Origin of the sequence: Oceanicella actignis (assembly GCF_008124525.1) — a bacterium.
GTDB classification, from domain to species: domain Bacteria; phylum Pseudomonadota; class Alphaproteobacteria; order Rhodobacterales; family Rhodobacteraceae; genus Oceanicella; species Oceanicella actignis.
In genome coordinates this window covers 536749-563736 of record NZ_VNHJ01000001.1, presented here as the reverse complement: position 1 = coordinate 563736, position 26988 = coordinate 536749, and the positions used below count along the sequence as shown (strand labels likewise).

General features: G+C 74.4%; 21 protein-coding genes. 17 read left to right on the top strand and 4 right to left on the bottom strand.

The genetic code is table 11. From position 1 onward, the window contains the following. Positions 1-15: 15 nt before the first annotated feature. From LY05_RS02565 to LY05_RS02550, 4 genes are all read left to right on the top strand, one after another. Complete coding sequence (locus LY05_RS02565; RefSeq protein ID WP_148921969.1) at positions 16-1167, top strand: MFS transporter; 1152 nt, start codon at positions 16-18, stop codon at positions 1165-1167. Positions 1168-1271: 104 nt separating this feature from the next. Beyond that, positions 1272-1439, top strand: coding sequence for a 50S ribosomal protein L33 (rpmG, locus tag LY05_RS02560; RefSeq protein WP_072746144.1), 168 nt, complete (start codon positions 1272-1274; stop codon positions 1437-1439). Between the two features lie 167 nt (positions 1440-1606). Beyond that, the gene (gene mprF, locus LY05_RS02555) at positions 1607-4261 is read left to right on the top strand and encodes a bifunctional lysylphosphatidylglycerol flippase/synthetase MprF (RefSeq protein ID WP_148921968.1); all 2655 of its coding nucleotides are present in this window, start codon (positions 1607-1609) and stop codon (positions 4259-4261) included. Positions 4262-4283: 22 nt separating this feature from the next. Then, complete coding sequence (locus LY05_RS02550) at positions 4284-5213, top strand: type IV pili methyl-accepting chemotaxis transducer N-terminal domain-containing protein (protein WP_148921967.1); 930 nt, start codon at positions 4284-4286, stop codon at positions 5211-5213. A gap of 39 nt (positions 5214-5252) precedes the next feature. On the opposite strand, the gene LY05_RS02545 is transcribed toward LY05_RS02550, so the two are convergent. After that, positions 5253-6278: an NAD(P)H-dependent glycerol-3-phosphate dehydrogenase gene (locus LY05_RS02545; protein WP_072746147.1), complete on the bottom strand. Its 1026-nt coding sequence runs from the start codon at positions 6276-6278 to the stop codon at positions 5253-5255. A gap of 184 nt (positions 6279-6462) precedes the next feature. On the opposite strand from LY05_RS02545, the gene LY05_RS02540 reads away from it, so the two are divergent. From LY05_RS02540 to LY05_RS02505, 8 genes are all read left to right on the top strand, one after another. Next, entirely contained in the window at positions 6463-7503 is a 1041-nt protein-coding gene (locus tag LY05_RS02540; protein WP_072746148.1) for a rod shape-determining protein, read from the top strand. Positions 7504-7597: 94 nt separating this feature from the next. Then, the gene (gene mreC / locus LY05_RS02535; protein WP_148921966.1) at positions 7598-8593 is read left to right on the top strand and encodes a rod shape-determining protein MreC; all 996 of its coding nucleotides are present in this window, start codon (positions 7598-7600) and stop codon (positions 8591-8593) included. After that, entirely contained in the window at positions 8590-9114 is a 525-nt protein-coding gene (locus tag LY05_RS02530) for a hypothetical protein (RefSeq protein ID WP_148921965.1), read from the top strand. The genes mreC and LY05_RS02530 overlap by 4 nt, the downstream gene beginning before the upstream one ends. Beyond that, positions 9111-11033, top strand: a complete 1923-nt coding sequence (mrdA, locus tag LY05_RS02525; protein ID WP_148921964.1) for a penicillin-binding protein 2 — start codon at positions 9111-9113, stop codon at positions 11031-11033. Before LY05_RS02530 ends, mrdA begins: the two co-directional genes overlap by 4 nt. Continuing rightward, positions 11030-12178 (top strand): rod shape-determining protein RodA, encoded by a 1149-nt coding sequence (gene rodA, locus LY05_RS02520; protein WP_072746152.1) that lies wholly within the window; start codon positions 11030-11032, stop codon positions 12176-12178. Before mrdA ends, rodA begins: the two co-directional genes overlap by 4 nt. Before the next feature lie 15 nt (positions 12179-12193). Further along, positions 12194-13135, top strand: a complete 942-nt coding sequence (locus LY05_RS02515) for an NAD(P)-dependent oxidoreductase (protein WP_148921963.1) — start codon at positions 12194-12196, stop codon at positions 13133-13135. 70 nt (positions 13136-13205) lie between these two features. After that, on the top strand, positions 13206-13931 hold the full coding sequence (locus LY05_RS02510; protein ID WP_148921962.1) for a DUF502 domain-containing protein: 726 nt from the start codon (positions 13206-13208) through the stop codon (positions 13929-13931). Positions 13932-13959: 28 nt separating this feature from the next. Continuing rightward, positions 13960-14559, top strand: a complete 600-nt coding sequence (locus tag LY05_RS02505; RefSeq protein ID WP_148922022.1) for a LysE/ArgO family amino acid transporter — start codon at positions 13960-13962, stop codon at positions 14557-14559. A 114-nt stretch (positions 14560-14673) separates the two neighbouring features. On the opposite strand, the gene LY05_RS02500 is transcribed toward LY05_RS02505, so the two are convergent. Next, positions 14674-16464 (bottom strand): extracellular solute-binding protein, encoded by a 1791-nt coding sequence (locus LY05_RS02500; RefSeq protein WP_249041832.1) that lies wholly within the window; start codon positions 16462-16464, stop codon positions 14674-14676. 308 nt (positions 16465-16772) lie between these two features. On the opposite strand from LY05_RS02500, the gene LY05_RS02495 reads away from it, so the two are divergent. Both LY05_RS02495 and LY05_RS02490 read left to right on the top strand, forming a co-directional pair. Beyond that, entirely contained in the window at positions 16773-17558 is a 786-nt protein-coding gene (locus LY05_RS02495; RefSeq protein ID WP_072746155.1) for a 3-hydroxybutyrate dehydrogenase, read from the top strand. Continuing rightward, on the top strand, positions 17555-18316 hold the full coding sequence (locus tag LY05_RS02490) for a type 1 glutamine amidotransferase (protein WP_148921960.1): 762 nt from the start codon (positions 17555-17557) through the stop codon (positions 18314-18316). The genes LY05_RS02495 and LY05_RS02490 overlap by 4 nt, the downstream gene beginning before the upstream one ends. Here the strand turns inward: LY05_RS02490 and LY05_RS02485 are convergent. Next, a complete protein-coding gene (locus tag LY05_RS02485; RefSeq protein WP_072746157.1) occupies positions 18297-18920 on the bottom strand; it encodes a helix-turn-helix domain-containing protein in 624 nt (207 codons plus the stop codon). The genes LY05_RS02490 and LY05_RS02485 overlap by 20 nt on opposite strands. A 119-nt stretch (positions 18921-19039) precedes the next feature. On the opposite strand from LY05_RS02485, the gene LY05_RS02480 reads away from it, so the two are divergent. From LY05_RS02480 to LY05_RS02470, 3 genes are all read left to right on the top strand, one after another. Beyond that, positions 19040-20803, top strand: coding sequence for an acetate--CoA ligase (locus tag LY05_RS02480; protein ID WP_249041831.1), 1764 nt, complete (start codon positions 19040-19042; stop codon positions 20801-20803). Positions 20804-20872: 69 nt separating this feature from the next. Beyond that, positions 20873-21508 (top strand): DsbA family oxidoreductase, encoded by a 636-nt coding sequence (locus LY05_RS02475; RefSeq protein WP_148921959.1) that lies wholly within the window; start codon positions 20873-20875, stop codon positions 21506-21508. Positions 21509-21533: 25 nt separating this feature from the next. Further along, positions 21534-22040: a hypothetical protein gene (locus tag LY05_RS02470; protein WP_072746159.1), complete on the top strand. Its 507-nt coding sequence runs from the start codon at positions 21534-21536 to the stop codon at positions 22038-22040. A gap of 755 nt (positions 22041-22795) precedes the next feature. Here LY05_RS02470 and mfd read toward each other — a convergent pair. After that, positions 22796-26548 carry a transcription-repair coupling factor gene (gene mfd, locus LY05_RS02465; protein ID WP_211356262.1) on the bottom strand — a complete coding sequence of 1251 codons (3753 nt, stop codon included), beginning with the start codon at positions 26546-26548 and terminating at the stop codon, positions 22796-22798. Between the last annotated feature and the right edge of the window lie 440 nt (positions 26549-26988).

Below are 26988 nucleotides of genomic sequence, written 5' to 3'. Positions count from 1 at the left end.
GAGGAGCGGCGCGCGATGACCGGACAGGGCGCGGGTCTGACCGCGGCGATCGCCACCGTTTCGATCGCGGGCTTCGGCCTGTCGATGACCCATCCGCTGATCGCGTTGCTGCTCGAACGCGCGGGGGCGAGCGGGCTCGAGATCGGGCTCAACGCCGCCGCCCCCGCCGCGGCGATGCTCGCGGGCGGGCTGGTCATGCCGCGCGCGCTGCGGGCGGTCGGCGCGGCGCCGCTGCTGCTGGGCGCGTGCGTGACGCTGGCGGCGACGCTGCTGCTGTTCAAGCCGCTGTCGGGCTTCGGCTGGTGGACGGCGCTGCGGGGGCTGCACGGCCTGGCGGCGACGGCGGTCTTCTTCGCCTCCGAGCTGTGGATCGTGGCCGTCGCCCCGCCCGAGCGGCGCGGCTGGCTGATCGGCGTTTACGCGCTGTGTCTGTCGCTGGGATTCCTGGCCGGCCCGCTGACGCTGAGCCTGGTCGGCGTCGAGGGCTGGGCGCCTTTCCTGGCGGCGGCGGGCGCCTCGCTTGCGGCGGGGGCGCCGGTGCTTTGGGCCTGGCGCGCGGCGCCGGCCTCGCTCAGCGCGGGCCCGGCCAAGCCGCCGCCCGTGCTCTTGCGCATGCGCACGGACCCGTCGCTGATGCTGGCGGTGGCGCTGTTCGGGATGATCGAGTTCGGCGGCTTTGCGCTCATGCCCGTATGGGCGCTCGGGTCGGGCATGGACCAGGACGCGGCGCTGCGCGTCTCGGCGATGCTGGCGCTGGGCAACGTGGCGCTGCAGCTGCCTCTGGGCTGGGCGGCCGACCGCTTCGACCGGCGCGCGCTGCTGGTCGGCGCGGCGGCGATCTCGGCCACGGCGGCGGCGCTGATGGGGCTGAGCGTGGGCCGGGTCTGGGCGGTGATGATGTGGGCGGCGCTGCTGGGGGGCGTGGCGGTGGCGCTCTACACCGTGTCGCTGGCCGAGCTGGGGGCGCGCTATCGGGGCGACGCGCTGGCCGGCGCCACCGGCGCGGTGATGATGGCCTACGGCTTCGGCGCGCTGATCGCCCCGCCGCTGATGGGCCAGGCGATGGATGCCGCGGGCCCGGACGGTCTGCTGTGGACGCTGGGCGGCGCGGCGGGCGGATACGCCCTTTTCGCCGCGTGGCGCGCGCGGGCGAGGGGCGCGCCTTGACTTGGATGCGCCGAGGTGTATGAAGCGGGTTCCGGATTCAACGGGGCCGTCTTGCGCAAGCGCCCCTCACACGACGCGGGACCGCCCGCAAGGAGACCTGAGCCATGGCGAAGCCCACCACCGTCAAGATCCGCCTGAACTCCAGCGCGGGCACGGGCCACTTCTATGTGACGAAGAAGAACTCGCGCACCATGACCGAGAAGATGGTCGTGCGCAAATACGACCCCGTCGCGCGCAAGCACGTCGAATACAAGGAAGGCAAGATCAAGTAAGCCGCCTTTCCCTTGCGCCGAAAACACGCCCGACGGCCCCGGCCGCCGGGCGTTTTCGCGTTCGACAAGCGTTTCGCAACCTCGGCCCGTCAGTGTGCCCCCGGCAGGGGCCGCCGGCGCGGCGATTCGCGCCCCGGCCGTGGGGATGATTGCCGAGGGGGGAGGGCATGGCCGGACAAGGGGCGATCGCCGCCGAGGAGCGGCGCGGCGTCGGGATCGGACGCGACGCGCGGCGCGGGGCCGCGGCGGCGGCGCTGGGCGTGGCGCTGACGGCGGCGGCCGCGGCGGCGCTTGCCGCGGCGCTGCGCGAGGTCGATCCGCACAAGCTTTCGGCGGCGCTGCGCGCGACGCCGCCCCAAAGCCTGGCGCTGGCGGCCGCCGCGACCATGGCCGGATACGCCGTGCTGATCGGCTACGATCTGGCGGCGCTCAGATGGCTGGGCCGGCCGCTTGCGGCGCGGCGCGCGGCCGCCGGCGCGCTGGCCGCCTTCGCGATCGGCAACACGCTGGGCTTCGGGGCGCTGACGGGCGCGGCGGTGCGCTGGCGGCTCTACCGGCGATGGGGGCTTGGCGCGGCGGATGCGGCCGCGGTGGCGGGCTTTGCGGCGCTGTCATTCTTCCTGGGCATGGCGGCGATCGGCCTCGGCGCGCTGTTGCTGGCGCCAGACGCGCTTGGCCCCGCGGCGCCATGGCCGCCCGAAACAGTGCGCGCCGGGGCGGCCGCGGCGGCGCTGACGGCGGCCGCGGCGCTGCTCCTGACCGCGCGGCGGCGCGCGCCGCTGCGCCTTGGCAAGCTTCGCCCGCCCGCGCCCGGCCCCCGCATGATCGCGGGACAGCTGGCGGTGACGCTGGCGGATCTGGCCTTTGCCGCGTTGGCCCTTCACGCCCTGCTGCCGCCCGAAGCGGCGCCCGGCTTCGGGCGCTTTCTGGCGGTGTTCTGCGTCGCGACCATGGCGGGGGTGATCAGCAACGTGCCCGGCGGACTTGGGGTGTTCGAGGCGGTGATCGCCGCGTCGCTCGCCGCCGACGCCCCGATCGAGGCGCTGGCCGCCGCCCTGGCGCTCCACCGGCTGATCTATTTCCTGATCCCCTTCGCCCTGAGCGCGGCGGGGCTCGGAGCGCTCGGCCTTGACGCGCATCGACGCATTCCCGCGCTGATCGCCCGCGCCAGAGCCGCCGCCATGCCCGCCGCCGGTCCGCTGAGCGCGGGCGCCGCCCTGATCTGCGGCGCCGCGCTGGCGCTGCTGCCCTGGGCGGACGAGCCCAAGGCGACGGCGGCGCGCATCTCGGCGGTGTGCGGCGCGGCGCTGCTCATGCTGATCGGCGGGCTGTCGCGGCGCGTGGCCGGCGCGCCGCCGCTGGCCGCCGGGGCCGCGATCTGCGGCGCGGCGGCGGCGGCGGCCGCGGGCGACGGCGTGACGGCGGCGGCGGTGGCGTCCGCGGCCGCCATCCTCGCGCCGCTGCGCCCGGCATTCGACCGGCCGGCCAGGCTGGCCGCGGCCGCCGCCTCGCCGCGGCGAATCGCCCGTCTCGCCGCCACCGCCGGCGCGGCGGCGCTCTTCGCCGCGCTGGCCGCGCGCAGCGGCTCGGCCGACGCCCCGCCCGGCCTCGCCCTTGCCGCCAGCGCGGCGCTGGCGCTGGCCGCGGTCTGGCGCGCGCTGGGCCCCGCTCCCGCCGCGATGCGCGCGCCCGACGCGGACGCCCTCGCCGCCGCCGCGGCCATCATCGACCGCCACGGCCCGCCCGAGGCCGAGATGGCGATGTCCGCCGACAAGGCGTTGTTCTTCTCGCCGGACGAGGACGCCTTCATCATGTTCGCGCCGCAGGGGCGTTCGTGGATCGCCTATGCCGACCCGGTCGGCCCCGAGACGTCCCTGCCCGCCCTCATCGACGCCTTCTGCGACGCGGCGCGCGCCGCCGGCGCCCGGCCCGTCTTCTACGAAACCTCCGACCGGCTTCTGGCGCACTGGATCGACCGGGGCATGCGCGTTCGCAAGATCGGAGAAGAGGCGCTGGTCAGCCTCCCCGACTGGAGCCTGTCGGGCCGCCGCCACAGAACCCTGCGCAACGCCTGCAGCAAGCTGCGGCGCGAGGGCCTTGCGGCCGAGCTGCACCTGCCGCCCCATGCGCCCGCGCTTCTCGATGCGCTCGAGGACGTTTCGCGCGAATGGCTGGCGAGCAAGGGCGGGCGCGAGAAACGCTTCTCGGTCGGCGCCTTCGACCGCCGTCGCCTGTCGCGCCAACCCGTTCTGACCCTGAGCGAGAACGGCCGCCTCGTCGCCTTCGCCAGCCTTCTCGCGCCGGCGGGGGGCGCGCGCGCGGCGGTCGACCTGATGCGCCACCGCGCCTGCGGACGGCGGGTGATGGATCTGCTGTTCGTCGAGCTCATCGAGGCCTGCAAGGCCCGCGGCATGCGCGAGCTCAGCCTCGGCATGGCGCCGCTGGCCGGGCTCGACGGCCGGCGCGGCGGGCATCTGTGGAACCGCCTCGGCGCGATCATCTACCGCCATGGCGGCGCGTTCTACAACTTCGCCGGCCTGCGCAACTTCAAGGCGAAGTTCGCGACGGACTGGCGGCCGCGCTATCTGGCGATGCCGGCGCGCAGCTCGACGCTGGGCGCGCTCAAGGACGCGGCCATGCTGATCGCGGGCGGGCCGCTCGGCCTTGCGCCGCCGCGCGCGGCCCGGGCGCTGCGGCGCGCGACGCGGCCGCTGCGCCCGCGCGCGCAGGCGGGCCGAGCATCGCGCTCGCGCCCATCTTGCACCGCACAAGAAGCCCTCCTAGGGTCCGGCTCCGCCGCCTCCTGCGGCCAAGCATCGTGATGAACACCGGAGTTCGCGTGCCATGAACCAGCTTTCCCGACCCCGCACCATCATCCGCGGCGCCATCCCCGCCGAGGCCCCGGCGGCGCTTTCGCGCCGCGCGCTGCTGACCCTTGCCGGCGCGGCCCTGCTCGCCCCCGCGCGGGGGGGCGCCGCCGCCGCGGATCCGGCGCTGGCGCGCATCCGTCTGGCCGGGAAGCTGCGCGCGCTGGCGCCGCGTCTGCCCGCCGCCGCCTGCATGGCGCGGCTGTCGGGCGCGGATGCGCCGGCCTTGGCGCACATGCGCGACTGCTGGGCCGCCTTCCTCGGCGCCGCGCGGCGCCTGCGCGACGGAGACGAATCGCTCGGCTTCGCCGCCGAGAAGGATTTCCGCGCGCGCCAGGCGCTGGCCACCGCCGAAGCCGTCGGGCGCGTCGGCGGCGAAGCGGCCGAGCTTGCCGCCGAGACGGGGGCGCTGACCGGCGAAGCGTTCGACGCCGTCCTTCGAAACGCCGAATCGTTCGAGGCCCACGCCGCCGCCGCCTTCGCCGCGATCCGCGACGCGCATGGCGCCGCAGCGCGCTCGGTCGGCGCGGCGGTGCGGATGGACGTCGTCACGCGCCAGTCCCTGCTGGTCGAGCGAATCGCCCGCGAGGCGGCCCTTGCGGCGCTTGAACTGCGCCAGGCGCAGGAAGCGGCCCGCGGCATCGACCAGGATGCGCAGCTTTTCGCGGCCAGCCATGCGGCGCTGCGCGAGGGCGCGCCCATGCTGGGCATCGCCCCCCCGCCCGAGGGCGCGCGCGCCGCGCTGGCCCGCGCCGAAGAGCTGTGGCCCGATTTCGAGGCCGCCGCGCGCGCGCTTGCCGCGAGCGGCGCGGGGGCGGACGGGCTGAGCGCGGCGCGCGATGCGCTGGCGGCGGCGCTTGACGCGGCGGCCGACCGCTATGCCGGCCTGCCGCAGGGCGCCATCTGACGGGCTCCGCCCGGGACGCGCCGGACAGGGGCCGGCGCGTCAGCGCGCCGTCTCGGCCTTGAGCGGGCGCGCCAGCAGGGCAAGGATCGCCGAGTCGAGGCTTTCGCGCCCCTCGACCACCGCGCGCACGGCCTCGCAGATGGGCATCTCGACGCCGTGGCGGCGGGCCAGGGCGGTGACCGAACGCGCGTTGACCACGCCCTCGACCACCGGCCCGCCCGGCGCGGGCGCGGCCGCGCGCCCCTCGGCCGCCGCGCGCGCCAGCGCGACGCCGAAGGCGAAGTTGCGCGACTGTTCGGACGAGCAGGTCAGCGTCAGATCGCCCAGCCCCGACAACCCGGTCAGCGTCTCGGGATCGGCGCCCATCGCCGCCCCCAGCGCGCGGATCTCGGCGAGGCCGCGGGTGATCAACGCCGCGCGGGTGTTCAGCCCGTAGCCCAGGCCCTGGGCGGCGCCGCAGGCGATGGCGACCACGTTCTTGGCCGCGCCGCCGATCTCGACGCCGAGAAGATCGGTCGAGACATAGGGGCGGAACCGGGCCGAGGCGAAGGCCCGCGCCACGCTTTCGGCCAGGGCGCGCGAACGCGCGGCGACGACGACCGCGGTGGGCAGATCGCGCGCCACCTCGTCGGCGAAGCTGGGCCCCGACAGCGCCGCCAGCGGCCGCCCGGGCAGGGCCTCGGCGACGACCTCGGACATGAGCAGGCCCGAACCGGCCTCGACGCCCTTGGCGCAGATCGCCAGCGGCAGGTCGGGCGGGCAGACCGGCGCAAGGCGCGCGCAGCTTGCGCGCATCGCCTGCGAGGGCGTCGCCAGCGCGGCGGCGTCGGCCCAGGCCAGCGCGGCGGCCGGGTCGGCCTCGGCATGAACCGCATCGGGCAGGACGATGCCGGGCAGGCGCGCCTCGTTGCGGCGCTCGGCCTCGATGCGCCGCGCATGCTCGGCCGAGCGCGGGACGAGCAGCGCCTCGGACCCCGCGCGCGCGGCCGCGATGGCCAGCGCCGTGCCCCACGCCCCCGCTCCGATGACGGCGATGCGCCGCAAGGGCCGATCCGTTCGCGACATGCGCGCCTCCTTCGCCGCGGACGCCACGCGCCCGAGAATCCTTTTGCGACCCCCGCCGCGGCTCTCTATATACGGGCGGCGAGGCCGCCGCGCACCCTGCCAGAGCGTCGCCCAAGGCGCCGCGGGGACGGCCCGGAGCGGGCGCGCGCGCAAGGCGCCGCGCAACAGGAACGGATCATAGCGCATGCTCAGCAGGATTCTCGGCGCGTTCTCGTCGGACATGGCCATCGATCTCGGCACGGCGAACACGCTTGTTTACGTCAAGGGCCGGGGAATCGTGCTCAACGAACCCTCGGTGGTCGCCTTCGCGGTCAAGGACGGCAAGAAAGAGGTCCTGGCCGTGGGCGAGGAGGCCAAGATGATGCTGGGCCGCACGCCCGGCTCGATCCAGGCCATCCGGCCCATGCGCGACGGCGTGATCGCCGATTTCGACGTCGCCGAGGAGATGATCAAGCACTTCATCCGCAAGGTGAACCGCCGTGGCTCGTGGGCGGCGCCGAAGATCGTGGTGTGCGTGCCCTACGGCGCCACCCCGGTCGAGGAGCGCGCGATCCGCGAATCGGTCATGGCCGCGGGCGCGCGCAAGGCTGCCCTGATCGCCGAGCCCATCGCCGCGGCCATCGGCGCGGGCATGCCCATCAGCGAGGCCACCGGCTCGATGGTGGTGGACATCGGCGGCGGCACGACCGAGGTGGCGGTGCTGTCGCTGGGCGACATCGTCTATGCGCGCTCGGTGCGCGTGGGCGGCGACAAGATGGACGAGGCGATCATCTCGTATCTGCGCCGCTCGCAGAACATCCTGATCGGCGAGGCGACGGCCGAACGCATCAAGACCGCCATCGGCACCGCGCGCATGCCCGCCGACGGGCGCGGGCAGTCGATGGACATCCGCGGGCGCGACCTGATGAACGGCATCCCGAAGGAGATCGAGGTCACGCAGGGGCAGATCGCCGAGGCGCTGGCCGAGCCGGTGCAGGCGATCAAGGAGGCGGTGATGAGCGCGCTCGAGGCCACGCCGCCCGACCTTGCGGCCGACATCGTGGACCGCGGCGTGATGCTGACCGGCGGCGGCGCGCTGCTGGGCGATCTGGACCTTGCGCTGCGCGAGCAGACGGGGCTGGCCATCACCGTGGCCGAGGATCCGCTCAGCTGCGTGGCGCTGGGAACCGGCAAGGCGCTGGAGCATGAGAAGGACCTCATGCACATTCTGAGCTACAAGAGCTGACCGCCCGCGGCCCCCGCCGCGCGCCGGCGCCCGCGCCAGGCGGGCCGCGCGCGGCGGCGCCCGCGCCGGGCGACGACGCACGGAGACCCGCGCGATGAGCGACGCCCGCATCCGACACGAGGACATGGCCCGCGCCGCCCGGCGCGCGGTCGCGGCCGCGCTGGCGGTGGCGCTGTTCGGGGTGTTCGTGCTGTGGCGCGCCGACAATCCGCGGCTCGAGCGCCTGCGCATGGCCGCGGCCGAGTGGCTGCGCCCCTCGCTCGAATGGACGGCGACGCCGGCGCGCTTCGTCTCGGACATGATCGCCGACTATCAGCGCTTCACCCGCGTCTACGCCCAGAACGCCGAGCTGCGGCGCGAGATCCAGCGCCTGCGCGCCTGGCGCGAGGCGGCCCGGCAGCTCGAGCAGGAGAACGCGCGTCTGCGCGCGCTCAACAACGTGCGCCTTGCGCCGGCGGCGGGCTTCGCGACGGGCGAGATCATCGCCGATGGCGGCGGCCCCTTCCTGCAGACGGCGCTGGTCAATGTGGGCGCGCGCGACGGCGTGCGCGACGGCGCGGCTGTGATGGACGGCTCGGGCCTGGTCGGTCGCGTGACCGGGGTCGGCCGCCACGTGGCGCGGGTGTTGTTCGTGACGGACCACTCGAGCCGGGTGCCGGTCACGCTGCTGCCCTCGGGGCGGCGGGCGATCATGGCCGGCGACGCCGGCGCCGCCCCGCTGCTGGCGCATGTGGAGAACCCCGATCAGCCCGTGGCGGGCGAGCGCATCGTGACCTCGGGCGCGGGCGGCGTGTTTCCGCCCGATCTGCCGGTGGGGCTGGCGGTGATCGGTCCGCGGGGCAAGCCGCGGGCGCTGCTGTCGGCGGACATGAAGCGGCTCGAATTCGTGCGCGTGCTGCGCTACGAGCCGGACACGCGCATCGACGCGCCCGGCGGGCTGATCCTGCGCCCGGCGCCGTCCGGCGCGCCGCCGGCCGCGAGCGAGGATGCGCCGGACGGCGGCGCCGGGGGCGCCGGGCCGAACCCGGCCCCTGGCGCGGGCGCGGCGTCGGGGATGGATTCGGGGACGGTCTCGGGGGCGGGGCGGTGAACGCGCGCGGGATCGAGCTGCTGCATGGCGGCGCGGCCCTGGCGGCGGCGTTGTTCGTCGCGCTGCTGCTGCAGCTGGCGCCGCTGGGGCTGCAGCCGGCCTCGGCGCCCTCGCCCGATCTGGTGTGGTGCGTGCTGGCGTGGTTCGCGCTCAACCGCCGCGACGCGCTGCCCGCGCCGGCCCTGGCGGCGGCCGCGCTGTTCGCCGATCTGGCGCTGGGCGGCCCGGCGGGCGCGGGGGCGCTGTGCATGTTCCTGACCGCGCAGGCGCTGTCGGCGCGCGCGGCCGTGGCCGACGCCGCCGCGCGCCCGCACGAGCCCTGGCGCGACTGGGCGGCGGCCTCGGCCGGATCGGCGGCGGTGCTGCTGGGGCAGTGGCTGCTGATGCTGGTCTCGTTCGCCGGCGCGCCGCCCCTGTCGGATCTGTCGCTGCGCTGGGCGGCGACGACGGCGGCCTTTCCGCTGGCGGCGGCGGCGCTGCGCTACGGGCTGATGCTGCGCCCGCGCAGGAGCGCGTCATGAGCGCCCGGCGCGACGCGGGCGCGCTGACGCGCCGGGGGCTGGTGCTGCTGGGCGCGCAGGGCGCCCTGATGGGCGTGCTGGCGCTGCGCATGCGCCAGCTCCAGATCGCCGACGCCGAGCGCTTTCGCCTCATGGCCGAGGAGAACCGCGTCAACATCCGCCTCATTCCGCCCGCGCGCGGGCGCATCTTCGACCGCGAGGGCCGCCCCCTGGCGGTCAACCGGCAGAACTACCGCGTCGCCATCGTGCGCGAGGGAACGGACGACCCCGAAGAGACGCTGGCGCGCCTGGCCCGGCTGATCGACATCCCGCCCCGCGCGCGCGAGAAGGCCCTGCGCGAGCTGCGCGCCAAGCCCGCCTTCGTGCCCGTGGCCGTGGCCGAGCACCTGACCTGGGAGGAGTTCGCCCGCGTCAACGCCAACGCCCCCGCCCTGCCCGGCGTCGAGGTCGAGGCGGGGCTGACGCGCTTCTACCCGCAGGGCGAACTGACGGCGCATGTGGTGGGCTATGTGGGCCGCGTTTCCGAGCGCGAGCTCAAGGAAGACGGCGGGCGCACCCCGCTTTACCAGATTCCCGACTTCCAGATCGGCAAGTCGGGCGTCGAGCTCAAGGCCGAGGAGATCCTGCGCGGCGAGGCGGGCGTCAGCCGCATCGAGGTCAACGCGCTGGGCCGCGTCATCCGCGAGTTCGAGCGCGAAGAGGGCAAGCCCGGCGACGACCTGCAGCTGACCGTGGATCTCGAGCTTCAGCGCTACGCCATGGAGCGCATGAAGGACGAAAGCGCCGCCGCCTGCGTGCTGGACCTGACGACGGGCGATGTCGCGGCGCTGGCTTCGGCGCCGGGCTTCGATCCGAACAAGTTCGTCTTCGGCATCTCGTCGAAGGAGTGGAAGGCGCTGCTCGACGACCCCCATAGGCCGCTGTCGAACAAGACCGTCTCGGGGCAGTATCCGCCCGGCTCGACCTTCAAGATGGTGGTGGCGCTGGCGGCGCTCGAGGCCGGGGCGCTGGACCCGGCCGAGCGCGTCTTCTGCAACGGGCGCTACAAGCTGGGCACGTCCTGGTTCCATTGCTGGCGGCGCGGCGGGCACGGGCATGTGGACCTGCACCAGAGCCTGGCGCAGTCCTGCGACGTGTTCTACTACGAGATCGCGCGGCGCGTGGGCGTCGAGGCCATCGCCGACATGGCGCGCCGCCTTGGCCTGGGGCAGGCGCCGCCCCTGCCGCTGCCGGCGGTGCGCTCGGGGCTGATCCCCGACAAGGCGTGGAAGCGCCGCGCCCACAAGCGCGCCTGGCAGATCGGCGACACGCTCAACGCCGGCATCGGCCAGGGCTATGTGCTGGCGACCCCGATCCAGCTGGCGGTGATGACGGCGCGCATCGCCACGGGCCGGCAGGTGACGCCGCGCCTTGTGCGCGCGCGCGCCGGGCTGCCGCTGCCGGCGCCCGAATTCGCGCCGCTGGGCGTCTCGGCCGCGCATCTGGCGCTGGTGCGGGGCGGCATGTTCGGCGTCGTCAACGACGCGCGCGGCACGGCGCGCAAGGCGCGCATCGCGCAGGAGGGCATGGAGATGGCGGGCAAGACCGGCACCAGCCAGGTGCGCCGCATCACCGCCGCCGAGCGCGCCGCCGGCGTCATCCGCAACGCCGACCTGCCATGGGAGCGGCGCGACCATGCGCTGTTCGTCTGCTTCGCCCCCTACCGGGCGCCGCGCTATGCGGTGTCGGTGGTGGTCGAGCATGGCGGCGGCGGCTCGACCGCGGCGGCGCCGATCGCGCGCGACCTGATGATGCGCGCCCTGTTCGGCCCCGAACCGCCCATCACCGCCTATCCGCCCGACGAGCGACGGCGCATCGAGGAAGAACGCCTGCGCCCGCCCGCCCCTCGACCCGAACGACCGCAAAGCGACCGCGCATGACCTTCCGCGACCTCGACCGCGACGAGCCCGCCACGCTGGGCGCCAAGCTTCTGCGCTTCAACTGGGCGCTGCTGCTCCTGGTGACGGCGGTGGCCTGCGTGGGCTTTCTGATGCTGTATTCGGTCGCGGGCGGGCGGCTCGAGCCCTGGAGCGCGCGGCAGATGGTGCGTTTCGCCATGGGCGTGGCGCTGATGATGGCCATCGCCATGATCCATGTGCGCTTCTGGCGCGCCATGGCGCCGCTGGCCTATCTGGGGGGGCTGGCGCTGCTGGCCGCGGTCGAGCTGTTCGGCTCGGTGGGCATGGGCGCGCAGCGCTGGATCGACCTTGGGTTCGTGCAGCTTCAGCCCTCGGAGGCGATGAAGATCGCGCTGGTGATGGCGCTGGCGCGCTATTACGACTGGCTCGACCGCGACAAGGTCTCGCGCCCGTTGTGGCTGCTGCCGCCGCTGGCGATGATCGCGCTGCCCATGGCGCTGGTGCTCAAGCAGCCCGATCTGGGCACGGCGCTGCTGCTGGGCGCGGGGGGCGCGGTGGTGATGTTCCTGGCCGGGGTCAGCTGGTGGTATTTCATCGCCGCGGCGGCCGCGGGCGCGGGGGCGGTGGCGGCGGTGATGGCCTCGCGCGGGACCGAGTGGCAGCTGCTCAAGGACTACCAGTATCGCCGCATCGAGGTCTTCCTCGACCCCTCCTCCGATCCGCTCGGGGCGGGCTATCACATCACCCAGTCCAAGATCGCCTTCGGCTCGGGCGGGCTGACGGGGCGCGGCTTCATGCAGGGCACGCAGGCGCGGCTCAACTTCCTGCCCGAGAAGCACACCGACTTCATCTTCACCACCCTGGCCGAGGAGTTCGGCCATGTCGGCTCGCTGGCGCTGCTGGGGCTATACGCGCTGATCGTGCTGTTCTGCACCGCCTCGATGCTGTCGAACCGCGACCGTTTCGGGGCGCTGATGACGGGCGGGCTGACGGCGACCTTCTTCTTCTTCTTCGCCGTGAACATGGCCATGGTGATGGGGCTGGCGCCGGTGGTGGGCGTGCCCTTGCCGCTGGTCAGCTATGGCGGCTCGGCCATGCTTGTGCTGATGATCGCCTTCGGGCTGATCCAGTCGGCGCATGTGCATCGCCCGCGCCGCGGGCTCTGAGCAAGGGGGAATGCGATGACGCTTCGGGTTCTTTTCGCCGGCCGTCCCGAGGATCGCGAGGTCTGGAGCGCGGCGCTGCGCGCGGCGGCCGAGCGCGCGGGCGAGCGCTTTGCGCTCGAGACCGATCCCGCGCGCGTCGATCCGGCGGCGGTGGACGTGATGATCGTCGATCCCAAGGGGCCGGTGCGCGACTTCGGCCCCTACGTCAACCTGCGCGCGGCGCTGAGCATGTGGGCCGGGGTCGAGGCGCTGCTGGCCAATCCGACGCTCAAGGCGCCGCTTGCGCGCATGGTCGAGCGCGGCATGACCGAGGGCATGACGGAATACGTCGTCGGTCACGTGATGCGGATCCACCTGGGCATGGACGCGCACCTGTTCGCCCCGCCCGGGCGCTGGGACCCGACCCCGCCGCCCCTGGCGCGTCAGCGCCATGTGGCCGTGCTGGGGCTGGGCGAGCTGGGCGCGGCGGCGGCCGAGGCGCTGGCGCGGCTGCGCTTCGTGGTGCATGGCTGGTCGCGGCGCCTGCGCGACGTGCCGGGCGTGATCTGCCGCGCCGGCCCCGAGGGGCTGGAAGAGACCTTGCGCGCGGCGCAGATCGCGGTTCTGCTGCTGCCGGCGACCCCGGCGACCGCCGGCATCATGGACGCGCGGCGCCTGGCGCTGCTGCCGCGCGGCGCGGCCATCGTCAATCCGGGCCGCGGGGCGCTGATCGACGACGACGCGCTTCTGGCCGCGCTCGATTCGGGGCATGTGGCGCATGCGACGCTGGACGTCTTCCGCCACGAGCCCCTGCCCCCCGAGCATCCCTACTGGACCCATCCGCGCGTTCTGGTGACGCCGCACATCGCCTCGGCCACGCGGCCCGACACCGCCGCCGAGGCGCTGGTCGCGCAGATCGGGCGCATCGCCCGCGGCGCGCCGCCCTTGCATGTTGTCGATCGCGCGCAGGGCTATTAGTTAGCGGACGCGCCCAGGGCGGGCGCGCGTGGGCCGCGTGTGCGAACGCGGCCGGACATCGGAGAGACGAATGGCGGCACGCAACGCGAAAGGGCGCAAGGCGCCCCGGCGCGGCTTCTGGCAGCGCATGCGCGGCAACTTCCTGACCGGGCTGGTGGTGGTGGCGCCCACGCTGCTGACCATCTACCTGATCTGGACGGTCATCACCTTCGTCGACGGCAAGATCGTGCCGTGGGTGCCCGCGGCCTACAACCCCTCGACCTATATCGGCGTCGACATTCCCGGCTTCGGCGTGCTGGTGTTCATCCTGTTCACCGCCGTGGTCGGCTATCTGACCAAGAACCTGTTCGGCCGCCAGCTGGTGCACCTGGCCGAGGACTGGGTCGAGCGCATGCCGATCGTGCGTTCGATCTACAACGCGCTCAAGCAGATCGTGGAAACGGTGCTGAGCCAGTCGCAGACCTCGTTCAAGCAGGCCTGCCTGATCGAGTATCCGCGCAAGGGCCTGTGGGCGATCGCCTTCATCTCGACCGAGACGCGCGGCGAGATCGCCGAGGCCGCCCCCGCCGGCGAGCCGATGCTGAGCGTGTTCCTGCCCACCACGCCCAACCCCACCTCGGGCTTTCTGCTGTTCGTGCCGCGCAGCCAGGTGGTGATCCTGGACATGACGGTCGAAGAGGCGGCCAAGCTGGTCATCTCGGCCGGGCTCGTCAGCCCGCCCACCGCGCAGGAGCGCGCGGCCGCCGCGCGCCGCGCCGCGCCGCGGACCGCCGCGCGCCGCGGCGGCAAGGGCTGAGCGCGTGGGCGCGGCGGCCGAGGCGGCCCTGGCGGCGGCGGCGACGGGCTTTGGCGTCGGCATCAGCCTGATCCTGGCGATCGGCGCGCAGAACGCCTTCGTCCTGCGCCAGGGCCTGCGGCGCGAGCATGTGTTCTGGATCTGCCTGACCTGCGCGCTGTCCGACGCGCTCCTGATCGCGGCGGGGGTCGGCGGCTTCGGGGCGCTGGCCGCGGCCCATCCGTGGATCGAGCGGGCGATGACGCTGGGCGGCGCGGCCTTCCTTCTGGCCTACGGCGCCATGCGGCTGCGCGCGGCGCTGCGCCCCTCGGCGCTGGCGATGGCGCAGGGCGCGGCGATGCCGCTGCGCGCGGCGCTTGGGGCGACGCTGGCGCTGACCTGGCTCAACCCGCATGTGTATCTGGACACGCTGGCGCTGATCGGCGCCGTGGGCGCGCGCTACGCGGGCGCCGAGCGGCTGTCCTTCGGGGCGGGGGCGGTGACGGCGTCCTTCGCCTTCTTCTTCGCGCTGGGCTACGGGGCGCGGGCGCTGGCGCCGCTTTTCGCGCGCCCGCAGGCCTGGCGCTGGCTGGATCTGGGCGTGGGCGCGCTGATGTGGACGCTGGCCATCGGGCTGCTGACGAGCTGACCGCGCGGGCGCGGCGGGCGCCGAACCGCCTCATCTCCGCATTGCAATCATGCGCCGCCCGCCGCGGGCGCGGCAAGGGCGATGGCGACGCCCCCCGCCAGCGGCGCCGGGCGCTCAGCGCGGCTCCTGCCACCAGACGTCGGGCAGGAATCCGGTCCAGTCGCCGTAAAGGGGCAGCCGCTCGGGGTGGCGCAGATCGGCCCGGTGCGCCAGTCGCGAGACCGGCGAGCGCCACAGCGGGATCACATACACCCCCGTGGTCAGCGCCCTGTCGAGCGCCCGGGCGGCCGCGACGAAGGTCGGGCGATCCTCGGCGGCCAGAAGCGCGTCCACCGCCGCCTCGACCGCCGGATCGTCCACGCCCATGTAGTTGCGCGTGCCCGGCTGGCGCACCCCCTCGCGCCCCCAGTAGAAGCGCTGCTCGTTGCCGGGGCTGAGCGACATGGCCCAACCCGCCACGATCATGTCGTAGTCGTAATGCGTCAGCCGCTGCTGATACTGCGCCGGATCGACCACGCGCAGCCGCGCCTCGACGCCCAGCACCCGCAGCGCGTCGGCGAAGACGGCGGCGGCGGCCTCGTATTGCGGCCCCGAGAGCAGGATCTCGAAACGCAGCGGGCGCCCGTCGGCGTCGCGCAGAACCCCGTCGCGCACGCGCCAGCCCGCTTCGGCCAGCAGGTCGCGCGCGCGGCGCAGATTGGCCCGGTTGCGCCCCGATCCGTCGCTGCGCGGCCAGGCGAAGGCGCCGCTGCGCGCCTCGGGCGCCAGCGCGGCGGCGTGCGGCCCCAGTATCCGCGCCTCGTCCGCGCCGAGGGGGCCGCGAAAGCCCAGCTCGGAATTGCCGAAGAAGCTGTGGATGCGCTCATAGGCGCCGCCATGCAGGGTGCGGTTGATCCATTCGAAATCGAAGGCCAGCGCCAGCGCCTGGCGCACCCGGCGATCGTCGAAGGGCGGGCGGCGCGTGTTGAAGACGAAGCCCGTCATGCCGCTGGGGCGGCCGTTGGGGATCTCTTCCTTCACCACCAGCCCCTCGCGCACGGCCGCAAAGTCGTAGCCCTGCGCCCAGCGCACCGGGTCGCTTTCGCGGAAGATGGTGACCAGCCCGGCCTTGAAGGCCTCGAAGCGGGCGTTGTCGTCCTTGAAATACTCGTAGCGCACCTCGTCGAAATTGTGCCGGCCGGCGTTCAGGCCCAGATGCGCGCCCCAATAGTCCGGGTTGCGGCGGAACGAGATGAAGCGCCCCGGCTCGAAGGCCTCGACCACATAGGGCCCCGAGCCGATCAGCGGCTCGAGCGTGGTCTGGGCGAAGTCGCGCCCGGCGAAGCGGTCCTTCTTCAGGATCGGGCGCAGGCCCAGGATCAGGGGCATTTCGCGGTCGGGCTCGGAGAAGCGGAAGCGCACCGTGCGCGGGCCCAGCCGCTCGACCGCCGAGACCTTGCGCCACGAGGACCGGAACCCCGGCAGCCCCTGCTCGCCCAGCGTGCGCATGGACCAGACCACGTCGTCGAGCGTCACCGGGCTGCCGTCCGAGAAGCGCGCCTCGGGGCGCAGGGTGAAGGCGACCCATGAGCGGTCGGGCGGGGTCTCGACGCTTTCGGCCAGAAGGCCGTAGAGCGAGAAGGGTTCGTCCCAGCTGCGGCCCATGAGCGATTCCACCGTCAGCGTGCGCACCGCCCAGGGCGCGCGGCCCTTGACGATGTAGGGGTTGAGCGAATCGAATCCGCCCACCTCGCCGAACACGATTCGCCCGCCCTTGGGCGCCTCGGGATTGGCGTAGGGCAAGGCGCGAAAGCCCGGCTCGAGCGCCGGCGCGCCATGCATGGCGATGCCATGCGCGGGCGCCGCCTGCGCCGCCGCGCCGATCAGCGCCGCAAGACCTAGCGTCGCCGCCGCCAGGAACCCCATTCCCTGCATCCTCGCCTCGCCTCTGTGCGCCGCGCCGGGGCGCAACCTAACCCCGCGCAGGGGGCGGGCGCAAACTTTCGGCTTGCGCCGCAGGGTCTTGTTTACGTATCTTGTCATCACTGCTCGATAGGTTTCTTGCCTGTATGAAACCTGCCTCAAATACTCAACGCCCTCTTCGGAGGGCGTTTTTTTGATGCGCCGCCCCTCGTCAACCGCGCCGCGCCGCGCTACCAGATGGGCGCAGGGGCCCGGCGCGCGCCGGGCGCGAACGGGGCGGGCGCCCCGAAGGCAAGATCGGAGCGGCGAGGATGAATCTCAAGGGCAAGACGGCGATCGTGACCGGATCGAATTCGGGCATCGGCCTTGGCGTCGCGCGCGAGCTGGCGAAGCTGGGCGCGCAGGTGGCGATCAACTCGTTCACCGACCGCGAAGAGGACCACGCCCTGGCGCGCGCGCTGTCCGAGGAGACGGGCGCACGGGTGATCTACGTCCAGGCCGACATGTCGGACCCCGCGCAGTGCCGCGCGCTGGTGACGCGCGCGGCCGAGGCGCTGGGCGGCGCCGACATCCTGGTCAACAACGCCGGCATCCAGCACGTCGCCCGCATCGAGGAATTCCCGGTCGAGAAGTGGAACGCCATCCTGGCGATCAATCTGAGCTCGGCCTTCCACACCACCGCCGCGGCGCTGCCGCTGATGCGCAAGGCGGGCTGGGGGCGGGTGATCAACATCGCCTCGGCGCATGGGCTGACGGCCTCGCCCTTCAAGTCGGCCTATGTGGCGGCCAAGCATGGCGTGGTGGGGCTGACCAAGGTGACCGCGCTCGAGACCGCCGAAGAGCCCATCACCGCCAACGCCATCTGCCCGGGCTATGTGCTGACCCCGCTGGTCGAGGCGCAGATCCCCGACACGATGGAGAAATACGGCATGGACCGCGAGACGGTCATCCGCGAGGTTCTGCTCGAGCGTCAGCCCTCGAAGCGCTTCGCCACGGTCGAGCAGATCGGCGGCGTCGCGGCCTTCCTGTGCTCGGACGCGGCCGAGCAGATCACCGGCACGACCATCTCGGTCGACGGCGGCTGGACGGCGCTATGAGCGCGGCGGCCGCGTCGGGCGGGCCGCGCATCTGCGTCATCGCCCATCACGACGATCCCGAGGAGGACGCCGCGCGCGCCCATCTGCGCGCGCGCGGGGCGCGGCTGCATGTCGTCTCGCCCTGGCGGGGCGAGCCGACGCCCGATCCGTGCGACTTCGACGGCGCCATGATCATGGGCGGGCCGCAGATGGTCACCGACGCCGACTCGCTGCCGTGGATGCGCGACGAGCAGGCCTTCGCGCGCGGGATGCTGGCGCTGGGGCGCCCGCTGCTGGCGATCTGCCTGGGCGCGCAGCTGCTGGCCGACGCGCTGGGCGCCAGGGTCGGGCCGCATCCCGAGGGGCGCGTGGCGCTGGGCTTTCATCCGGTCGTCCCGACGGCCGAGGGCGCGGGGCTGTTCCCGCCGGGCTTCATGGCGCTGTCGGGCAACGCGCAGGGCTTCGCGCTTCCGCCCGGCGCGACGCTGCTGGCGCGCGGCGAGGTCTGGCCCAACCAGGCCTACGCGATCGGCTCGGCGCTGGCGCTGCAGTTCCACCCCGAGGTGACGCCCGCCATTCTCGAGGCGTGGAAGCGCGAGCTGGCCGACTATTTCGGCCGCCCCGGCGTCTCGGACCCCGCGCGGCTCGACGCCGATTTCGCGCGCCACGACCCCGCGCTCAAGGCCTGGCTGCGGGCGCTGCTCGAGCGCATGTTCCTGCGCGCGCACGCGCCGGCGCCCGGCCCGTCAGGCCCGGCGGTCAGCCCGTCAGGGACGTGACCCAGAGGATCTGCGCGTCCTCCTCCGAGATCGACACCACGTTGTGCCCCATCCCGGCGTCGTAATAGACGCTGTCGCCCTCGCCCAGGTCGACGGGCTCGTAGAACTCGGTGAACAGGCGCACCGCGCCCGACAGCACGAACAGGAACTCCTCGCCCGAATGGCGCACCCAGCCGTCGAATTCCTCGATCGAGCGGGCGCGCACCACGGCGCGATAGGGCAGCATCTTCTTGCGGCTGATCTCGGGCGCCAGCAGGAAATGCTCGTAGGTGCGGGTGGGGTGCGGCTCGCCCGCGCCGGCGCGCGTGACGGCGCGGCGCGCCAGCGCCCTGTCGCCGGGCGCGGGGGCGAACAGCTGCGGCACGTCGATGCCCAGCCCGCGCGCCAGCTTCTGCACGGCGTCGAAGGTGGGCGACATCTGCTCGTTCTCGATCTTGGACAGGGTCGAGCGCGCCAGCCCCGCGCGCCGCGCGGCCTCTTCCAGCGTCCAGCCATGCGCCTTGCGGATCTGGCGCACGCGCTCGCCAAGACGCAGCGGGGCAAGGGGCGACGCCTCGGCGCGGCGCGTGGCGATCTGGATGAGCGAGGGTTGACGATCGGTCATGGTCCGGCTCCTTCGCCGCGCGTTGTAGTCCATGCCGGGCGCGATGACGAGTCCGGGCATGAGGCGCCCCTTGCGCGGACCGTCTTTCGCGCGCGCCGCCGGCGCGCTACCAAGGGGGCATGAGCGCGCGAACCATCCCCCCCCACCCGCAAGCCGGCCCGGATGGCGGCCCCGAAAACGGTCCCGCAGCCGACGCCGACCCGCCCCCCGATGCGGGGCGCGAGCCCGCCCGCGCCGGCGGCCCCGATGCCGGGCCTCGCGCCGCGTCCGGCGATCCGCCCGGCGCCGGGCGCCCGCCGCTGCGCGTCTCGCTGTTCGATCTGGGGCCGCCGCCCCCCTGCCCCGGGCGCTTCAACATGGCGCGGCACACGCTCGAGGGGCCGGGCCTGCCCGGCGCCGGCCCCGCCCCCGACGCCAAGATCGCGCTGACCGCCATCGGCCCCGACGGCGCCGAGCGCTGGAGCTACGGGCGCCTGCGCGAGAGCGTGCGCCGCGCGGCCGAGGGGCTGCGCCGCCTCGGCCTTGCGCCGGGCGCGCGGGTGCTCTTGCGGCTGGGCAACGAGCCGCGCTTTGCGCTGATGTTCTTCGGCGCCGCGGGCGCGGGGCTGGTTCCCGTGCCCACATCCGAGCAGCTGACCGCGTCCGAGCTGGCGCGGCTGATCGCGGCGGCCGAGCCGGCGGCGATCCTCTGCGCCGATGCGCTGCGCGGCGAGCTGGACGCGGCCTGCGCCGGGCTGGCGGGGGCGGCGCCGCCGGCGCTGGGCGATGCCGAGATGGCCGCCCTTCTGCGCGCGCCCGTCGGCGATTTCGCCGACACCGCCGCCGACGACCCCGCCTTCATGATCTTCACCTCGGGCGCCACGGGCGCGCCCAAGGGCGTGCTGCACGCCCATCGCAGCGCCTGGGCGCGGCGCATGATGTGGCGGGGCTGGTATGGGCTGACCCCCGACGACGTGATGCTGCATGCCGGCGCCTTCAACTGGACCTACACGCTGGGCGCCGGGCTGACCGACCCCTGGGCGGCGGGCGCGGCGACGGTGGTGCGCGCCGCCGCGCCCGGCGCGCCCCGCAATCCCGCGGTCTGGGCCGAGCTGATGCGCGCGCATCGCGCCACCATCTTCGCCGCCGCCCCCGGCGTGCACCGCCAGCTGCTCAAGTCCGGCGCCGATCTGCGCGCCATGCCGGCGCTGCGCCACGGCCTGACGGCGGGCGAGCGCGCGCCCGACGCGCTGCGCGAGGCCTGGCGCGCGGCCACGGGGACCGCGCTTTACGAGGCGCTGGGGATGAGCGAGATCTCGACCTACATCTCCTCCTCGCCCGACACGCCGCCGCGCCCGGGCGCGGCGGGGCGCCCGCAGCCGGGCCGGCGCGTGGCGGTGCTGGACGAGGCGGGCGCCCCCGTTCCCGTGGGAAGCGACGGAATGCTGGCCGTCTCGCGCCGCGATCCGGGGCTGATGCTGGGCTACTGGAACGCGCCCGCCCCCTGGCGCGGCGAGTGGTTCCTGACCGGCGATGCGGCGCGCATGGACGCCGACGGCTACGTCACGCATCTGGGCCGCGCCGACGAGGTGATGAACGCGCTCGGCTACCGCGTCAGCCCCGCCGAGGTCGAAGAGGCGCTGAGCGCCCATCCCGACGTGGCCGAATGCGCCGCCGCCGCGCTGCCCGTGCGCGCCGATCTCGAGATCATCGCCGCCTTCGTCGTGCCGCGCCCCGGCGCCGCGCCCGACGCGGACGCCATCCTTGCCGCCGCCGCCGAGCGCCTGGCTCCCTACAAGCGCCCGCGCGAGGTGATCTTCGTGCCCGAGCTGCCGCGCACGGCCAACGGCAAGGTGCGCCGCGCCGCCCTTGCGGCGGCGCATCGGCGCGACGGCGCGGGCTGAGCGCGGCCCGGCGCGCCATCGCCCTGTCGTGATTGGCGCCGCGCGCAAAGCCGCGCTAGAGTGCGCGTCATGATCACGCTCGACATCATCTCCGACCCCATCTGCCCGTGGTGCTACATCGGGAAGGTCAAGCTCGACCGCGCGCTGGAAGCCGCGGCCGAGAACCCCTTCGACATCACCTGGCGGCCCTTTCAGCTCAACCCCGACATGCCGCCCGAGGGCATGGACCGGCGCGCCTATCTCGAAGCCAAGTTCGGCGGCCCCGAGCGCGCCGCGCAGGTCTACGCCGCCATCGCGCAGGCGGCGCGCGACGCGGGGCTGGACATCGACTTCTCGCGCATCGCGCGCACGCCCAACACGCTTGACGCGCACCGGCTGATCCTGTGGTCGCGCGCCACGGGCAACCAGTCGGCGGTCGTCTCGCAGCTGTTCCGGCGCTATTTCCAGCTGGGGCAGGACATCTCGGATCACGAGGTGCTGATCGACGCCGCCCGCGCCGCGGGGATGGAGCCCGAAGTCGTCGCGCGGCTTCTGGCCAGCGACGCCGACAAGGACGAGATCCGCAGGCAGGACGCCGCCGCGCGCGAGATGGGCGTGAGCGGCGTGCCCACCTTCATCGTCGCCGGCCGCCATGTGCTTCAGGGCGCGCAGGAAACCGGGCTCTGGTCGCAGGTGATCGACGAGCTTCTGGCCGCGCGGGTCTGACCGCGCCGCGCGAAACGAGGGCGCCATGGACGGGTTGATGAACATCCTCAAGGCGATCGGCGACGAGCCGCTGGCGCGCTGGATCGCGCTGGCCTTTGCGCTGCGCGCGGTGTGGAGCGTCGTCATGTGGCGCCGCTGCCCGCTGCTGTGCGGCGAGGCGGCGCGCCTCGGGCCCGAGGCGGCCGCGGCGCGGCGGGGCGCCTTCGACCATTCCTGGCGCTTTCTGCTGGTGATGCTGACGGGCATCGCGCTGGCGGTGGGCGGGCTGTTCCGCCTTGCGCAGAACGGCGCCGACGCGCCGGGCGCGCTGCTGCTGCTGATCCTGGGCGTCTACCTGTTCACCACCGAACCCGCCCGCCGCCAGATCCAGGACGCCGAGAGCGCCTACCTGGCGGCGACGGCCGAAGGGCCCGAACGGCGCGAGGTGGCGGCGGCGATCCTGCGCGATTCGCATGTGAAGCTGGTGGCCATCGAGGTGGGCATCGCCGCGCTGCTGGGCGTCGCGATCCTGGCGATGGGCGGCGCGCACTGACGCCCCCGCCGGCGAAGCGATCGGACGAAGGCGGGAGCGGACGGCGGGCCTGACGCCCCCGCATCGTCGCGACTCCTTGGCGTTTCTTCGCCCAGCCGGGCGCGGCTGGCGCGCCCGGCCCGCCCCACGCGCATGGCGGCATCGGCATGCCCCTGCCGCACGCGGATCGCACGCCAGCCGCTCGACGAGCGAACGCCGATCGCACGGGGCGCAGGCCGCACGCGGACCGCAGGCGGCGCGCGCCTTCGCAGATCGGCAAGGATGCGGGCGAGGGGCGCGCGCGAGGGCGACGCGCGGCAGGCGCGCCATGCCCTCGGCGGGCCAAGACGCACGCCCCCTTGCCGCGTCGTCGCGCCCGAAACCGGCTTGAGCCAGCGACGCGGCGGGCGAGGCGGCCCGCTCGGATCGCCGCGCGCGCCGTTCCCGTCGCCCACCTCGCCGCGAAAAAGGCGGCGGCCTTGGCGGCGCGCCGCGAAGGGAAGGCGCAGGCCGCTGCCCGGACGGGAACATGTTCAACCCACGGATCCCGCCGCGGGCGGGAAGGCGCGCCGATCCGGGCCAGGCGTTTGACGAGCTGGGCCGCGGCTTCCGCCGCAAGGGAAAGGCGCCCTTGGGCGAATGGCCGGCGCGCGCGGCAGGGGGCTGCCGGGGGGCCGGGGCTCGGCGGTCAGGCGCGCCAAGGGCGCCGGAGGCGGCGGCAAGGCGCACCAAGGGCGCGGGCGGGGCTGCGGTCGTGCGCCCAAGGCGCGTGGCGCTCAGCCCCCGCGCTTGCCCCGTGGGGTCGAGGCCCGGGCGGCGGCCGGCTTCCTGGCGCCCTGCCCCACCGCGCCCGTTTTCTCCGCGCCCGTTTTTCCTGCGCCCGTCTGCCCCGCGCCCGTTTGCCCCGCGCCCGTTTGCCCCGCGCGCTTGCGCTCCGCGCCCTGGCGCTCTGCGCCCTTGCGCTCCGCGCTCCCGGCCTCCGCCTTCGCCTTCCCGGCGCCCGGCTTGGCGGCCCCCGCCCCGGCGGCGGCGGCCAGGTCGCGGGCGATGGCGAAGGCGCCTTTCAGGCGGTCCTCGTCGTCGCGCCAGTCGCGGCGCACGACGATGCGGTTGTCGCGGATCTTGGCCAGCCCGTTCTGCCCCTGCAGCCAGGCCGCCAGCCCGGCGGGGTTGGCGAAGCGGTCGCCGCGGAACTGCACGGTCGCCCCCTTGGGCCCGCCGTCCAGCCGCGCGATGCCCGCGCGCTTGCACATGCCCTTGACGCGAACCACCCGCAGCAGCGTCTCGACCTCGCGCGGGGGCTTGCCGAAGCGGTCATGCAGCTCGGCCGCGAAGCCTTCGAGCTCTTCGCGCGTCTCGAGGGCCGACAGGCGCCGGTAAAGCCCCAGCCGCACGTCCAGATCGGGCACGTAGCTTTCGGGGATCAGCACCGGCAGGCCCAGATTGATCTGCGGCGACCAGCCCTCGTCGTCGGCGTCGCTCAGCCCCTCGAGCTCGCCGGCCTTCATGCGCGCGATCGCCTCTTCGAGCATGTCCTGGTAAAGCTCGAAGCCGACCTCGCGCACATGGCCCGACTGCTCTTCGCCCAGAAGGTTGCCCGCGCCGCGGATGTCGAGGTCATGGCTGGCCAGGTTGAAGCCCGCGCCCAGGCTGTCGAGCCCCGCCAGCACCTTCAGCCGCTTCTCGGCGGCGGGGGTCAGGCGCTTGCGCGGCTCGGTGGTCAGATAGGCGTAGGCCCGCGTCTTCGAGCGCCCCACCCGCCCGCGGATCTGGTAGAGCTGCGCCAGGCCGAACATGTCGGCCTTGTGCACCACCAGCGTGTTGGCCGAGGGGATGTCCAGCCCGGATTCGACGATGGTCGTGGCCAGCAGCACGTCGTAGCGCCCGTCGTAGAAGGCGTTCATGCGCTCGTCCAGCTCGCCCGCGGCCATCTGGCCATGGGCGACGACGTAGCTGACCTCGGGGACCTGCTCGCGCAGGAAGGCCTCCATCTCATCCAGATCGGCGATGCGCGGGCACACCACGAAGGACTGCCCGCCGCGGTAATGCTCGCGCAGCAGCGCCTCGCGGATGGTGACGGGATCGAAGGGCGCGACATAGGTGCGCACGGCCAGCCGGTCGACCGGCGGCGTGGCGATGACCGACAGCTCGCGCACGCCGGTCATGGCCTGCTGAAGCGTGCGCGGGATGGGCGTCGCCGTCATGGTCAGCACATGCACGTCCGAGCGCAGCTGCTTGAGCCGTTCCTTGTGGCGCACGCCGAAATGCTGCTCTTCGTCGATGATGAGCAGCCCGAGGTCGCGAAAGCGGATGTCCTTGCCCAGCAGCGCGTGGGTGCCGACCACGATGTCCACCGTGCCGTCGGCGAGGCCCTTGCGCGTCTGCGCCGCCTCGCGCGCGGCGACGAAGCGCGACAGCTGGCGCACGTTCACCGGCAGGCCGCGGAAGCGCTCGGCGAAGCTGCGCGCATGCTGGCGCGCCAGCAGCGTGGTCGGCGCGATCACCGCCACCTGCGCGCCGGCCATGGCGGCGACGAAGGCGGCGCGCAGCGCGACCTCGGTCTTGCCGAAGCCGACGTCGCCGCACACGAGCCGGTCCATGGGCCGGCCCGACGCCAGATCGGCGAGCACGTCGTCGATGGCGGCCAGCTGGTCCTCGGTCTCCTGATAGGGGAAGCGGGCGCAGAACTCTTCCCACAGGCCATGGGGCGGGACGAAGCGCGGCGCCGAGCGCAGCGCCCGTTCGGCCGCCACGCGGATGAGCTTCTCCGCCATGTCGCGGATGCGCTCCTTCATCTTCGCCTTGCGCGCCTGCCAGGCGCCGCCGCCGAGCCGGTCCAGAAGGCCGGCCTCCTGGCCGTAGCGGCTCAGCAGCTCGATGTTCTCGACCGGCAGATACAGCTTGTCGCCGCCCGCGTATTCGAGCGCGGCGCATTCGTGCGGCGCGCCCATGGCCTCGATGGTCTGAAGGCCCAGATAGCGGCCCACGCCATGCTCGGCATGCACGACCAGATCGCCCGGCGACAGGTCGGCAACCTCGGTCAGGAAGGCGTCGGCGCGCCGGCGCCGGCGCGGGGCGCGCACCAGCCGGTCGCCCAGCACGTCCTGCTCGGAGATCACGGCGAGGCGGTCTGTCTCGAACCCGGCCTCGAGCGCCCAGATCGCCAGGTTGACCGCGTCGGGCGCAACGTCCGAGAAGCGCGCGGCGGGGCGCAGCCCCTCGACCCCGGCATCGGACAGCAGCGTGCCCACGCGCTCGCGCGCGCCCTCTGAATAGGTGGCGAAGATCACCGTCTTGCCCGCCGCGCGCAGGGCGCGCACATGGCCGGCCAGCGCCTCGAACAGCCGCCCCTCGCGCGCCTGGCGCTCGGGGGCGAAGCTGCGCCCCGCGCGCCCGCCCGCGTCGATGCAGCCCGGCCCCGGCGGCTGGGGCAGCGGCGACAGGCGGCGCAGGTGGCGGCCCGACAGCGCCTCGCTCCAGTCGGCCTCGGTCAGGTGCAGCATCTCGGGCGGGCACGGCTTGTAGACCGGGGCCGCAAGGCCGGCGGCGGGCTTGGCGTTCATGGCCGCGCGGCGGTTGTCGTAGTGGTCGGCCACCATCTCGCGCCGGGCGGCCAGGGCCTCTTCGGCCTGGTGGTCGAGGCTGACGGGCGCGCCGGGCAGGTAGTCGAACAGGGTCTCCATGCGCTCGTGGAACAGGGGCGCCCAATGCTCCATGCCCTGGTGCTTGCGCCCGGCGCTGACGGCCTCGTAGAGCGGGTCGTCCATGCCCGCGGCGCCGAACAGCTCGCGATAGCGCTGGCGAAAGCGGGCGATGGCGGGTTCGTCCAGGATGACCTCGCTGACGGGCGCCAGCTCGACCCGGCGCAGGCGGGCGGTGGCGCGCTGGGTTTCGGGATCGAAGCGGCGCGCGCCGTCCAGTATGTCGCCGAACAGGTCCAGCCGCACGGGTCCGCGCGCGCCGGGGGGGAAGATGTCGATGACGCCGCCGCGGATGGCGAAGTCGCCCGGCTCGGTCACCGTCGAGGCGCGGTTGAAGCCCATGCGCGCCAGGTAGTCGCGCAGCGCGTCCAGATCCAGCGGCTTGCCGACCTCGGCCACGAAGCTGGCGCCGCGCACCACCTCGCGCGCGGGCAGGCGCTGGGCGGCGGCGGCGACGGTGGTCAGCACCACCGAGGGACGGTCGAAGCCGTCGGCCAGCGCGGCCAGCGTCGCCATGCGCGCGGCGGCGATCTCGGGGTTGGGCGAGATGCGGTCATAGGGCAGGCAATCCCAGGCGGGAAAGCGCAGCACGGGCAGATCCGGGGCGAAGAAGGCCAGCGCCTCGGCGAAGGCGGCCAGGCGGGCGTCGTCGCGCGCCACATGCAGCACCGGCCCGCCGGCGCGCGCCGCCAGCTCGGCGGTCAGCTTGGCGTCGTAGCCCTCGGGCGCGCCGCCCACGCGCAGCTGGCCGGGCGCGAGCGGCGGCGTCGACGCGCCGGAGGAACGGGCGGGGGGGCTGGCGGGGGTGCTGGATGGATCGCGTGCCATGCGCGCGAGGTAGCGCGTCGGCCGCCAGCGCGCAAGCGCGGCGCGCCCGCCGAGGCGGGCGGCCACGGGCGGAGGCGGGCGCGCGGGCGGCCGCACAGGCGGGCGCCGGGTGGGGGGGCGGCCTGGACGGCCTGACTGGTCGGCCCCCATTGGACGAGGTGCCCGGCCGGGGCGCGCAGGGGCGAGGCGTGCGGGGGCGAGGCGTGCGGGGGCCTGCGCATGCGCGCCGGCCCCTCGGGCGCGTGCGCTCGGGCGCGCGGCGCGGCGGCGCCGCGCGTTCCGCCCGGCCGAAGCCGGCGGCGATTGACGCCTTGCCGCCAAGGCCAAATCCGGGAACCCGGGCCCAGACCCAGACCCAGACCCAGACCCGCGGGGCGCGCAAGCTTGCACGTCGGCGCAAGGAACCCTCGAAAGCGACGGCGCGGCGGGGGCGGACCAGG